Origin of the sequence: Polaribacter sp. PL03 (assembly GCF_033875165.1) — a bacterium.
In the GTDB taxonomy this organism is placed as follows: Bacteria; Bacteroidota; Bacteroidia; order Flavobacteriales; family Flavobacteriaceae; genus Polaribacter.
Genome location: NZ_JAWZSV010000004.1, coordinates 503,027 through 516,259, shown reverse-complemented (window position 1 = coordinate 516,259; position 13,233 = coordinate 503,027). Strand labels below are relative to the sequence as shown.

Here is a 13,233-nt window from a genome sequence, read left to right as displayed (position 1 = left end):
AACTGACAGGTGTTCTCATTTTTGTAGTTAATTGGTATGCGTAAAAAAATAGTACCTTAAAACGTGTTCTCAATACTTTTTTATTCCGTTACCACTTTATAAAAACACTCGAACTGACAGGTGTTCTCATTTTTGTGGTTAATTATTATTTGCAACAGACTTATTTATTCTCAATACATTTTAATCATAAAAACAAACTTCTATTCTTATTAGCTGTCATTGCGAGGACGAAGGACGTGGCAATCTTATACTTAATAACCTTTCCCTCTCTTCAATCTAAATGACTCTTAACTTACGTTGTTCTCAACTTAGCTACCATTGACGTTTTCCTACAAGAAATTACAAATCAACTAGTTTTATTATTATTTCAAATTACAAAAAAACTCCACAAACCTGTCACTTCGACCTTTTGAGAGAAGTCTCATAAAGAGAAGAACGTAAAATTGAGCAATATTATGTAATTTCTCCCTTTGGTCGAAATGACAAAACTGCACGTCATTATTTCCGTTTGATATTTTTTTATCTGATACCTCAAATTAACATGATAATCGTATTAATTTGCTGTACATGCTTGATAAGCACCTTTTATATTGATAAAACTTTCTACCGGATTTTCGGCATTCCAAACGCCTCCTAAAACTCCAATTCCTTTAAAACCTAATTGTATGGTTTGTGCTATGGTATCTGTATTAATTCCGCCCATTCCAATAATGGTTTTATTAATATGATTCACATCAAAACCTTTGCCTTCATATCCTTTTTTAGAAATTGAAGAAAAAACAGGACTTAATAAATGGTAATCGAATTCGAAATAACAATCTTTTAAAACTTTTGGTTCATGAAAAGAAGAGCTAATTGTTTTACCATACATGTTTAAGTTTTTAAAATATTCACTCGGATTATCGATACAATCTATTCTTTTTTGTTCTTGAAAATGAATTCCTTTTAAGTTGAACTCGTTAATCAACTCATGATGATAATGCACTACAATTCTATTATGAAATTCTTTTTCTATCTGATTTAAATACGCAACGTGTTCTTGGTAATTTTTATCTGGTTTTCTAAAATGATATACCATTAAACCTTCTCTAAATAATTGGTTTAGGACTTCTATTTCATTTGGAATATCGTTTTCTGGAGCAATAAGAATTATCATGGTACTATATTTTTTTGAGTTAGGGATTGAAGTGGCATCCTTTTGCTTTTTCGGCAAAAGATATAACGGAAAGCCCGCCCACGCTTTTTTTAGCGTGGGAACTTCCTTATTATTTTACAAATACACTTCTGATCCTTTTTCTTTAAATTCTTTCGATTTTTCTTGCATTCCTTTTGCAATCACTTCATTATCTACAATGTCGTTTTCGGCTGCAAAGTCTCTCACTTCTTGAGAAATTTTCATAGAACAGAATTTTGGTCCGCACATAGAACAGAAATGCGCCACCTTTGCGCCATCGGCAGGCAAGGTTTCATCGTGATATTCTAGAGCACGCTCAGGATCGAGTCCTAAATTGAATTGATCATTCCAACGGAACTCAAAACGCGCCATACTTAAGGCGTTATCTCGGTGCTGAGAACCTGGGTGTCCTTTTGCTAAATCGGCAGCATGGGCAGCCAATTTGTAGGTTACAACTCCCACACGAACGTCTTCTTTATTTGGTAAACCTAAGTGCTCTTTTGGCGTTACATAACACAACATAGCGCAACCAAACCAACCAATCATAGCGGCTCCGATTCCTGATGTAATATGATCGTAACCTGGGGCAATGTCTGTGGTTAAAGGACCTAATGTATAAAAAGGAGCTTCGTCGCAAACATCAATTTGCTTCTCCATATTTTCTTTAATCATGTGCATTGGCACGTGACCTGGACCTTCTATAAAACACTGAACTTCGTGCTTACGAGCAATCTGAGTTAACTCGCCCAAAGTTTCTAATTCAGCAAACTGAGCTTCATCATTAGCATCAGCCACAGACCCCGGACGCAAACCATCTCCTAATGAAAAAGCAACATCGTATTGTTTTAAAATCTCACAAATATCTTCGAAATGTGTGTATAAAAAACTCTCTTTATGATGCGCTAAACACCATTTTGCCATAATAGAACCACCACGAGACACAATACCTGTAACACGTTTTGCAGTCATTGGTACGTAACGCAACAAAACACCTGCGTGAATGGTAAAATAATCGACTCCTTGCTCTGCTTGTTCTATTAAAGTATCTTTAAAAATCTCCCAAGTTAAATCTTCTGCAACTCCGTTTACTTTTTCTAAAGCTTGGTAAATTGGCACCGTACCAATTGGCACTGGAGAATTACGAACAATCCATTCTCTGGTTTCGTGAATATTTTCTCCGGTAGATAAATCCATAATATTATCTGCACCCCAACGACACGCCCAAACAGCTTTTTCTACTTCTTCTTCTATAGAAGATGTTACAGCAGAATTACCAATGTTTGCGTTAATTTTTACTAAGAAGTTTCTACCTAAAATCATAGGTTCTGCTTCTGGATGGTTGATGTTTGAAGGAATTACAGCACGTCCTCTTGCTACTTCACTTCGCACAAATTCTGGCGTAATTTTATCTGGAATAGAAGCACCAAAGTGTTCGCCTTTGTGCTGCTTTCTAATCTCTGTCATTTCATCGATTCTTTGGTTTTCTCGAATAGCGATGTATTCCATTTCTGGCGTAATCATACCTTGTTTTGCATAATGCAATTGGGTAACGTTTTGTCCTTTTTTAGCACGCAATGGCTTCTTTAGTAAGGCAAAACGCATGTGATCTAAACTTTTGTCGTTTAAACGCTCGTTGCAATATTCCGAAGAAAAGCCATCTAATTGTTCTACGTTTTTTCGGTCTAAAATCCATTGTTCACGAATTCTTTCTATCCCGGCATGAATATTAATTTCTTTGTTTGGGTCTGTATAAGGTCCAGAGGTATCATACACCGTTACAGGTTCGTTTGGTGTTTTCTTTTTTGTTAATGAATCTGTAGTATCACTTAATGCAATTTCTCGCATTGCCACTTTAATTTGTGGGTGAATTTTACCTGATACATACACTTTTGTAGAATTAGGAAACGGATGTCTTGTAATTCCGTCTTGCTTTGGTGCGGTGTCTTTGCTCTTCATAAATTTTAGTTAGATCAATTAAATAGTTTGTTTTTTAATAGTCTAATTACTAACCTCCTTGAGTGGATTTAATAATTAAAACTTCATCACTATTTTGAAGTAACCGTAAAGACCAATCGTTTTTTTTAACGACACTACCGTTTATAGCAACAGCAATTCCGTTCGTTTTTATTTCTAAAAAACGAATTAATTGTTCAACCGCTAAAATTTCTGAAAATTGATGTTTCTCTTGGTTTACTTTTATAGTAATCATATTTTTTAAATATTTACTGTAAACCGTAGAGAGGTAGTTGTGTACAACTAAATCTAAGCAACTTTTTCCTACGTTGGTATTAACCAAATCAGGTTCTAAGGATTTTTCTCAAACTAATTTAATAGCTACTCCTAAAGTTTACCCTACAAATGTATTGTATTATTTTTTGATAAATAAAGTTTTAAGCACTTTAATTTAAAAGAATTTTAAGTCCTTATTTTTTATCGTTTGGTAAGTCATTTCTAAATGCAGATGGTAAAATATCTGGAATTAGTTTAATTAAAAGCGGTAATAATAACGCACCTCCTGGTAACATAAAAACTGTAAATGCTGGTATTGCTTTACAAATATCTAGCAATTGAATTTTAATTTTTTGTTTCTCTTCTTCTGTTAATTGCGAATGTGTAGATTTTCTAATAAGATGCATTGCTTCTTTACTTTGCAACAATTCTTGATGCAATCTTAACTTATTTCTATAAAGCAATTGTTTTAATTCATCTCTTGTTTGCATTATAGTTTTCTACGTTTTCGTTCTGTTTTTAATAAATTTAACTCTCTACTAGTTTGTCCTGAAACCGAAGTATTTTCTTCTGCTCTTCTTATTAAATAAGGCATAACATCTCTTACAGGGCCAAAAGGAAGGTATTTTGCTACATTATAATTTTTATTTGCTAAATTATAACTTATATGATCACTCATACCAAATAACTGTCCAAACCAAAGTCTTTCATCATTTTCTTTAATGTTGTATTTTTTAGCTAAATCCATCACTAAATAAGAACTATCTTCATTATGTGTCCCCGCAAATAAAGCCATTTTAGGATGTTCCATCATATACTCAATTGCTTTGTCGTAATTGATATCTGTTGCTTCTTTGTTTTCACAAATTGGAGATGGATATCCTTTTGCTTCTGCTCTTGCTCTTTCTTTTTCCATATAAGCACCACGAACAACTTTTAAACCAATATAAAAGTTTTTTTGCTTCGCTTTTAAATGTAATTCTTTTAAATAATCGAACCTATCGTGTCTATACATCTGCAACGTATTAAAAACAATTGCCTTGTCTTTGTTGTACGTTTCCATTAACTCTTCGATTAAGTCATCTGCAGCTTTTTGCATCCAACTTTCTTCAGCATCAATTAATAAAGGAACATTTTTTTCTACCGCTACTTTACATACTTTATGATAACGAGCTACAACTCTAGCCCATTCTTCTGTTTCATCTTTAGATAATTCTTTTCCTTCAGAAATTTTATCATATAGTGCAAAACGACCAAAGCCTGTTGGTTTAAAAACAGCAAACGGAATCGATTTCTTTTCTTCACAGAAATTAACAATCTTTAGTATTTTTTCTAAAGCACCATCGAAACTTACTTCTTTATCTTGCCCTTCTACAGAATAATCTAAAACGCTATGCACATTACCATTGTTATACATATTGTCTATAATTGGCATACAGTCTTCTTCTGTTACACCACCACAAAAATGATCGAAAACTGTAGACCTAATTAAACCTTCTATTGGCAAATGTGCCTTTAAGGCAAAATTAGTAACAGCGCTACCAATTCTTACCATTGGTTGGCTTTGTATCATTCTAAACAAAAAATAAGCTCTTTCTAGCTGCGAATCAGTTTTTAAGGAAAAAGCTACAGAAGTATCGTCAAAAAGTTTCATTCAATATCATTTTAGTAAAAACAAATATAATGATAGAATAGTAATATTTGAATATTTTATTTTTAATTTGCACACTTAATAATTTACCAATGAATTCTATAAAAGCAGTTAGTTATCCTGTTCATTTTCAAGACAAAGGATATAAAGAGTTATCTAATTTAATTTCTACAAACAACTATTCTACCATCTTCATTTTAGTAGATGAGAATACTTTTGACCTTTGTTATCCTAAATTTATACCGAATTTAGAAACAGATAAGAGAATTGAAGTAATAGAAATTGATTCTGGAGAAATAAATAAGAACTTAGAAACTTGTATTGGAGTTTGGAATGCAATTACAGAATTAGGTGGTGATAGAAAAAGTTTAGTAATTACTTTAGGTGGTGGTGTTATTACAGATTTAGGTGGTTTTGTAGCTTCTTGCTTTAAACGTGGAATAGATTTTGTAAATATACCAACTACTTTATTATCTATGGTAGATGCTTCTGTTGGTGGAAAAACCGGAGTTGATTTAGGTGTATTAAAAAACCAAATTGGTTTATTTGCAAACCCGGAAATGGTAATTGTTGATACCGAATATTTAACTACAGTTTCTGAAAGAGAAATTAAATCTGGTACTGCAGAAATTATTAAATACGGTATTACTTATGACACCAAATTATTTAACGAAATAAAAAATAATAAAGGTTTAAATGTTAATGATTTAATTTTTAGATCTATTGAAATAAAAAACGAAGTTGTTCTACAAGATCCTAAAGAACAAAATTTACGTAAAATTTTAAATTTTGGACATACTTTAGGACATGCTATAGAGTCTTTTTATCTAGAATCTGAAGACAAAGAAAACTTAACACATGGCGAAGCAATTGCTATTGGAATGGTTTGCGAAAGTTTTATGTCTTCTAAATTATTGGGCTTCCCATCAGAAAAAGTAAGAGAAGTAAAAGACGTTATCTTATCTATCTATAATAGAACTATTCTTCTAAAAGAAGATTTTGCTGCAATTATGGACTTATTAAAACATGATAAGAAAAACGTAAACGGACAAGTAAACTTTGTGCTTTTAAACGATTATGAAGATCACAAAATTGACTGTAAAGTACCAGAAGAATTAATTATTGAAAGTATGGAGTTTTATAATAAATAAGATTACTTCAGTTTTAAAGAATAACATAAACATAAAAAAGACCTTTTAATTTTAAAATTAAAAGGTCTTTTTTATGTTTATGTTATTGAATCTAAAACTCTTTCTTACCAAATTCACTATCAATAAATTTTGATTTATTTTTAGTGGTATTAAATGTATAAGAAAGATTTAAAGAAACCATATCTACCTCATATACATAGTTTGTACTCGTATAAAACTGATTTGCTCTAGATGTTGAAATTCTCTGTTCGTTTGTATTTAACAAGCCCATATCTATGTTTTGCCATTGCAAAGTTGCAGTTAATTTATTATCTAAAAATGTTTTTCTAAATGTTAAGTTTGGTGAATAAAAACGAGAATCTTCTCCCATTGCTGTATTTCTATCTGATAAATAATTAAAGGTAAATTGTAAAGAAGCATTTTCCCAAAAACTATAAGTAGAATTTAAGTTAAAAGAATAAATAGTTGCATTTGTATTAATGTTATAATCTCTTTCAATACCATCTCTGTGTTTAAAGTTTAAAACACCATCAATAGCGTAATTATAAATATTTACACCTATAAAATTAGACCAATTTTTAGTAGGTTTTATATTTGCACCAATTTCTAAACCTATAGAATTACTCTTACCAACGTTAGAATAAACCCTATTAATTACACTGTCTATTACTGCGCCATTAACTTCATAAGCCAATGTATTTACACGGTTTATTACATTTTTTACATGTCTGTAATAGGCGGTTGCATATATAGAATTACCTCCTTTTAGTTTTTTGGTAATTCCTAATTCTACCATGTCTATAAATTCTGGTAATAATGTATTATCTCCTTGTTCAAAAACTTCAGAATGTTCTCGTTCTGCAAAACTATTCATTTTAAGCGTTGTAGTTCTTTCTACTCTTTTGCTGTAAGCCGTTTTTATATTAGTTTTATCATCTATTTTATATTGAATAGAGGCAGAAGGAAACAGTTTAACAAAATCGTAATTATATACGTTTTCTTCAGCTTCACTTCTTAAGGCTTCTTTATAAACTCTGTTCATAGATTCTAAACGAAGTCCTGCTGCATAATTCCATTTACTTTTAGCACCTGTAAGCTGTAAATAACCAGAATGAATTTTTCTTTTTAAACTAATATCACTAGAAAAATCTGGCACCAAAGCACCATCTCTCTCATAAATAAATTCACCTGTATGATCTAAGTCTCTGTATTGATAACCGGTTTCTATCGTACCAAAAGCAAAAGGTCTAAATAGATAATCTAAATTAAAACGCTTACCATGTAAAGGATTATCGTTTGTATTAAATTCTTTCTGATACACAATTGTATTATCTGGTTGCCCTAAATTATCATTTTCAGTTGGTCCTCCTAAAAAAGTATATTCATATAAAAGTGAAGTAGAAATTTTAGATGCATTAGCAAACTTGTGTCCGTAATCGAAACTAGCTAATGCAAAATCTCCTTTTCTAACTCTTAAATTATGGTTGTAATATTTAAAAGTATATAAACGATTATCACTACCAATTGGAGAAACAGCATTATTATCGTAATATACAATATCTGCTAATCTTTCTTTTGTTCGTTTTCCTGCTAAAAAACCTAAAGAATAGGTATCAGATTCATTTGGTGTATAATCAACATTAAAACGTCCGTTATAAGTTACTTCATCAAAACTACGCTCACCATCCGAAGGTAAAAAGGTTGTTTTATTTTCTGGAGTATTTACAATAAACATCTCACCTTCTCTTCTACCTGCTTTGTCATTTCTTTGGTAACTTGCACCAAGAGAAAGATTCCAATTATCTGTTCTCTTATTTACAGTAGCATCAATACCGTATCTTTTTGCAGCTACTTTAGTATCATAATCTTCTATTGAAGGAAAGCCACCTCTAACATTTACTTGCGCAAAAGTTCCGTTAATAGCTCCTTTTTTAGTTATAATATTTAAAATACCTCCTTTTCCTTCAGGATCATATTTTGCAGAAGGCGCAGTAATTAATTCTACACTTTCTAGAGCATTTGCTGGTAATTGCGCTAAAATAGTACTTGCATCTCCTTGCGTAGGTTTACCATTAATTAATACAGTAAACCCTTTACTTCCTCTTACACTAATTTCACCTAAACCATCTACTGTTATAGAAGGTAAATTTTTTACAACATCTACAGCATTTCCACCAACAGTACTTTGGTATTTTTTAGTATCAAAAATTTGTCTATCTATTTTATGAGAAACCGCTTGTTTTTCAGATTTTATAACAACTTCGTTTAGTAGATTTCCAGAACCTAAAACTAATTTTAAGATACCATAATTTTTCTTTTCTCCTTTTTTACTGATAATAATCGAACCTACTTTATTTACTTTATATCCTATAAATGAAGCTTCTAAATAATAAGTGCCCGGGTTTATATCTGTAATAATAAAATTACCCTCTTTATTTGTTACAGTACCAATAATTAATTTATTATTAGCTTTTTCATAGATTGCAACACTTGCATATTCTAAAGGATAATTATCTTCGTTATCTACTACTTTACCTGTTATTTGTGCTGATAAATTTATAAAACTCACAATAAATAAAATTGTAAGTAATAATTTAGAATGGATAAAATTCATGTATTATTTTAATTTCGATTAATTGATACAAAGTAAATTCAAATTTAATAATTCCATTATTTTTTTAACTTGTAATTACTAAAACGATTGAAAAAAAGTCATAAAAAAAAAGTCTTTTCATTTTACTGAAAAGACTTTTTAATATTTTATTGAATAAGAAACTATACTTTCTTAACTTTAACTGCATTCATACCACGCATACCTCTTTCTAATTCGAAAGAAACTTTGTCGTTTTCTGCAATTTCATCTATTAAACCACTTACGTGAGTAAAATATTTCTCGTTATTTTCCATATCTATAATGAAACCAAATCCTTTAGAAGAATCAAAAAAGGAAACTTTACCTTTTCTAACTGGATCTTCTTCTGGTAGATCTTCTTTTTTAGTTACAGAAATTTGAATATCTTCTAATTCATATTCTACTTTTAATTCTGGATCTGGTGGTGTATCTGTTAAATTACCATTATGATCTACATAAGCAAATTGGATTCCTGTTGATCCATTTTCATCTTTGTCCGCTTTTCTTGCGTCCATTTTCTTTTGCTTGTCTTGACGTTTCTTTAAACGTTTCTTCTCTTTTTCACTTTTACTAAATGTCTGCTGCGATTTTGCCATTAAAATACTACTGGTTTTAAATTGTTATTTCTGAAAAGATAAAATACTAAACTGATAAATTCAAAATCAAATTAAAGTTAACTTGTGGTTTAATCGAAGTGTATTCTGTCTTAGAGTGCAAATATACAAATTATTCAGTAATAAATAATAAATTATAAATACTAGTTTATTTTTTAAAATAAAACACTTTTTACAAAACCAAACATATTAATATCTCGTAAGTATCTCTGAAAACTAAAAATAAAAAGTATGAGATCTATTAAAACATTAGCAATTGTATGTGCTACAGCAATAAGTTTAACTTCATGTTCAGACAACAACATTGATTTAAACCTATCGTCTGAAACAAAAATTTTATTTACTTCTAATAATTCAGATGGTAATGTAAACATGTATAATGTTACTGACATGAGTAATATTACAAATAACACCTTAACAACTGCAACTGTAAAAGCAGACGGAATTTATTATGATGGTTCTGAAGATTTAGTAGTACAAGCATCTAGAACTACATTTGGTTTAGAAGGTTATACAGGTATTAACATTAATAGTACTTCTGTAAATGCAAATATTGGTGTAACAGGATCGTTAGATATGACGAGCCCAAGAGAATTAGCCGTAAATGGTAATTTTTATGTAGTTGCAGACAATGCAGATGCAGATGGAGACGCAACAACTAAAGACGGTCGTTTATTTATCTACGCTAAAAACGGAAATACCTTTACTTTAAGGAATACAATTACTACAGACATAAAACTTTGGGGTATCGTTTTTAAAGGAAATGATTTATATGCAATTGCAGATACTACAAATGAGTTAGCTGTTTACACAAACTTCTTAAACAATGCTACATCTGCTGCTGTTTCAGCTTCTAAAACAATTGCTATAGAAGGTATTGTTAGAACACATGGTTTAACTTATGATGCGGCTTCAGATATTATGGTTTTAACAGATATTGGTGATGCTTCTAACGGACAAGATGATGGTGGATTTCAAATTATTGAAGGATTTACTTCTAAGTTTAACGCAACTGCGAACGGTACTACTTTAGCACTTTCTGAGCAAACAAGAGTATCTGGTGCTAGCACTTTGTTAGGTAACCCAGTAGATGTTGCTTATGATAGTGATTCTAAAACTGTATTTATTGCAGAAGCTGGTAACGGTGGCGGTAGAATTTTAGCTTTTAATAATATTAATTCTGGAGGAAACTTAACACCTTTTTACAATGCAACTTTAGCTTCTGCTTCTGCTGTATTTTTACATAAAGAATAAAATTACTAAAAATAATAGTAAACATTTTTGGTTGAATGTTTGATGTTAATGTTGAGCCTTTCGTATACACGAAAGGCTTTTTTTATGCTTTCTATTTATTTTTGAATGTTAAAATAAACAAAAACAATAGTAAGTTGTTTTTTATTAATAGCATTACTATTATATTTGCAATAAGTAAATCAATTTATATGAAAAATTTATTATCCGTTTTAAAAATTACTGTACCAGACAAGATTTTTCTAAAAGATCCTGAAACCTCAGATTTAGGGAAAAGAATTATAGAAAACAGTATTTTATTAATAGATGAAATTGGTTTTGATAATTTTACTTTTAAAAAGTTAGGAACTAAAATTGGATCTAATGAAAGCTCTATTTACCGCTATTTTGTAAGTAAACACAAACTTCTATTATACTTATCTTCGTGGTATTGGGCTTGGTTAGAATACCAATTAGTAATCGAAACGTTTAGTATTGCAGATATAAAGTTAAAATTAGAAAAGGCAATAGAAGTAGTTACAAAAACAGTAGAAATAGATAGTAATTTTTCGCATATTAACGAAGTAATACTTTTCAAAATAATTATTAACGAAAGCTCTAAATCTTTCTTAACTAAAGAAGTAGATACAGAAAACAAAGAGGGTTATTTCGAAATTTATAAAAGATTAATTACTCGCTTAGAAGAAATGATTTTGGCTACAAAACCAGATTATGAATTTGCATTAAGTTTAGCAAGTACTGTTTTAGAAGGTAGTTTACATCAGCATTTTTTAAATGAACACTTCCCTTCTATTACCAATTGTAAAAACGGAAAAACACCAACAAACTTCTTTATTCAACTTATAGAAAATAGCTTAAAATAATTATGGAAAATAAACAATTAACACCTTGGGAACGCTTTGTAGGTCTTTTAAGATTAGAAAAAAAAGATATTTTTCAGATATTCTATTACGCAATTTTTGGTGGTGTTGTAGCCTTGTCTCTACCATTAGGAATACAAGCAATAATTAATTTAATACAAGGAGCACAAATATCTACTTCTTGGGTTGTTTTAGTAATTGTAGTAACTATTGGTGTCGTTTTTTCAGGAGCTTTACAGCTAATGCAGCTGCGAATAATAGAAACTATTCAGCAACGAATTTTTGTAAGAGCTTCTTTTGAATTGAGTTATCGATTTCCTAAGATTAAAATGAACGAACTACGCAACTCTTATCCACCAGAATTAGCAAATCGATTTTTTGATACGTTAACAATTCAAAAAGGATTATCTAAAATTTTAATTGATGTACCAACGGCATTATTACAAATTGTATTTGCGTTGATATTGTTATCGTTTTACCATCCATTTTTTATTGTTTTTGGAATACTATTATTGCTACTAATTTATATCGTATTTAAATTTACTGCTCAAAAAGGGTTAGAAACTAGTTTGGTAGAATCTAAAATAAAATATAAAGTTGCCCATTGGATTCAAGAAGTAGCAAGAACAGTTGTTAGTTTTAAATTATCTGGAAACACAAGTTTAGCACTAGAGAAAAATGACTATCTAGTAAATAAATATTTAGAAGCTAGAGAAAATCACTTTAAAATACTGATTTTACAGTTTAGCCAAATGATAGGATTTAAAGTAATTGTTACAGCCAGTTTATTATTAATTGGTGGTGCTTTGGTTTTAAATCAAGAAATGAATATTGGACAATTTGTTGCTGCAGAAATAATTATTTTACTTGTTATACAATCTGTAGAAAAATTAATTATTGGTTTAGAGTCTTTCTACGACGTGTTAACTTCTATAGAAAAAATAGGACAAGTTGTAGATAAAGAATTAGAACACCAAGAAGGAGAAAGTCCTCTTTTTAAAGATGGTTTAACTGTTGAATTAGAAGATGTATCTTTTGGGGTAGAAAATAAAGAGAAACACATACTTAAAAATATCTCTTTAACATTAAAACCAGAAAGTAGAATTTTGGTTGTTGGAGAAAGTGGTGCTGGGAAATCTACATTATTACGTTTAATTTCTGGTGTAATAGAACCCACTTCTGGTCATATTTACATAAACAATCTATCTTTAAGTAGTTTGCATTTAAATCATTATAGATCTCAATTAGGGTTGTCTCTTTCAGATGAAACCCCTTTTGAAGGAAGTATAAAAAACAACTTAGTTTTTGGTAATAAAGCTATAAAAGATTCTATTATTTATGAAGCACTAGAAATTGTTGGATTAACACAATTCTTAAAAGAACAACCTAATGGTTTAGAAACAATTTTATATCCTGAAGGAAGACAAATGTCTTTTACAATTGCTAAGAAATTAATTTTAGCTAGAGCAATTATAAAACAGCCTAAAGTAATGATTTTAGAAGATCCGTTAGATCAATTTAACTTTGATGAAACAGTAACAATTATTAACTATTTAACAGATTCTAAAAGACCTTGGGCATTAATAGTTGTAAGTAGTAAGAAAAGCTGGAGAACGCAATGCAACCAAGTAATAACTTTAGAAAAAGGACAAATTAAATCTATAAATTAAG

At 30.1% G+C, this 13,233-nt stretch carries 11 protein-coding genes and 1 riboswitch; of the genes, 4 read left to right on the top strand and 7 right to left on the bottom strand.

Features of this window, described 5'->3' with window-relative positions:
• Window positions 1–553 precede the first annotated feature (553 nt).
• From SHK09_RS11015 to SHK09_RS10995, 5 genes are all read right to left on the bottom strand, one after another.
• The gene (locus SHK09_RS11015; RefSeq protein WP_319810831.1) at window positions 554–1,156 is read right to left on the bottom strand and encodes a thiamine phosphate synthase; all 603 of its coding nucleotides are present in this window, start codon (window positions 1,154–1,156) and stop codon (window positions 554–556) included.
• 114 nt (window positions 1,157–1,270) lie between these two features.
• A complete protein-coding gene (thiC, locus tag SHK09_RS11010) occupies window positions 1,271–3,130 on the bottom strand; it encodes a phosphomethylpyrimidine synthase ThiC (protein ID WP_319810830.1) in 1,860 nt (619 codons plus the stop codon).
• A 49-nt stretch (window positions 3,131–3,179) separates the two neighbouring features.
• Window positions 3,180–3,383 carry a sulfur carrier protein ThiS gene (thiS, locus tag SHK09_RS11005; RefSeq protein WP_319810829.1) on the bottom strand — a complete coding sequence of 68 codons (204 nt, stop codon included), beginning with the start codon at window positions 3,381–3,383 and terminating at the stop codon, window positions 3,180–3,182.
• A gap of 48 nt (window positions 3,384–3,431) precedes the next feature.
• Window positions 3,432–3,526, bottom strand: a riboswitch (TPP riboswitch).
• 71 nt (window positions 3,527–3,597) lie between these two features.
• A complete protein-coding gene (locus SHK09_RS11000; protein ID WP_319810828.1) occupies window positions 3,598–3,894 on the bottom strand; it encodes an LETM1 domain-containing protein in 297 nt (98 codons plus the stop codon).
• Complete coding sequence (locus SHK09_RS10995) at window positions 3,894–5,057, bottom strand: proline dehydrogenase family protein (protein ID WP_319810827.1); 1,164 nt, start codon at window positions 5,055–5,057, stop codon at window positions 3,894–3,896. Before SHK09_RS10995 ends, SHK09_RS11000 begins: the two co-directional genes overlap by 1 nt.
• A gap of 89 nt (window positions 5,058–5,146) precedes the next feature.
• Between SHK09_RS10995 and aroB the strand changes: the two genes are divergently transcribed.
• Window positions 5,147–6,205 (top strand): 3-dehydroquinate synthase, encoded by a 1,059-nt coding sequence (gene aroB, locus SHK09_RS10990; RefSeq protein WP_319810826.1) that lies wholly within the window; start codon window positions 5,147–5,149, stop codon window positions 6,203–6,205.
• A gap of 91 nt (window positions 6,206–6,296) precedes the next feature.
• Here aroB and SHK09_RS10985 read toward each other — a convergent pair whose 3' ends face one another.
• Together SHK09_RS10985 and SHK09_RS10980 are read right to left on the bottom strand one after the other, a co-directional pair.
• Window positions 6,297–8,819, bottom strand: coding sequence for an outer membrane beta-barrel protein (locus SHK09_RS10985; protein WP_319810825.1), 2,523 nt, complete (start codon window positions 8,817–8,819; stop codon window positions 6,297–6,299).
• 161 nt (window positions 8,820–8,980) lie between these two features.
• Complete coding sequence (locus SHK09_RS10980) at window positions 8,981–9,433, bottom strand: cold shock domain-containing protein (RefSeq protein WP_319810824.1); 453 nt, start codon at window positions 9,431–9,433, stop codon at window positions 8,981–8,983.
• 249 nt (window positions 9,434–9,682) lie between these two features.
• Here SHK09_RS10980 and SHK09_RS10975 point away from each other — a divergent pair, with 249 nt between their 5' ends.
• The 3 genes from SHK09_RS10975 to SHK09_RS10965 all read left to right on the top strand — a co-directional run bounded on the left by SHK09_RS10975 (window position 9,683) and on the right by SHK09_RS10965 (window position 13,232).
• Window positions 9,683–10,705, top strand: a complete 1,023-nt coding sequence (locus tag SHK09_RS10975; RefSeq protein ID WP_319810823.1) for a hypothetical protein — start codon at window positions 9,683–9,685, stop codon at window positions 10,703–10,705.
• Window positions 10,706–10,893: 188 nt separating this feature from the next.
• Window positions 10,894–11,565 (top strand): TetR/AcrR family transcriptional regulator, encoded by a 672-nt coding sequence (locus SHK09_RS10970; protein ID WP_319810822.1) that lies wholly within the window; start codon window positions 10,894–10,896, stop codon window positions 11,563–11,565.
• Window positions 11,566–11,567: 2 nt separating this feature from the next.
• On the top strand, window positions 11,568–13,232 hold the full coding sequence (locus SHK09_RS10965) for a peptidase domain-containing ABC transporter (protein ID WP_319810821.1): 1,665 nt from the start codon (window positions 11,568–11,570) through the stop codon (window positions 13,230–13,232).
• Window position 13,233: the final 1 nt, after the last annotated feature.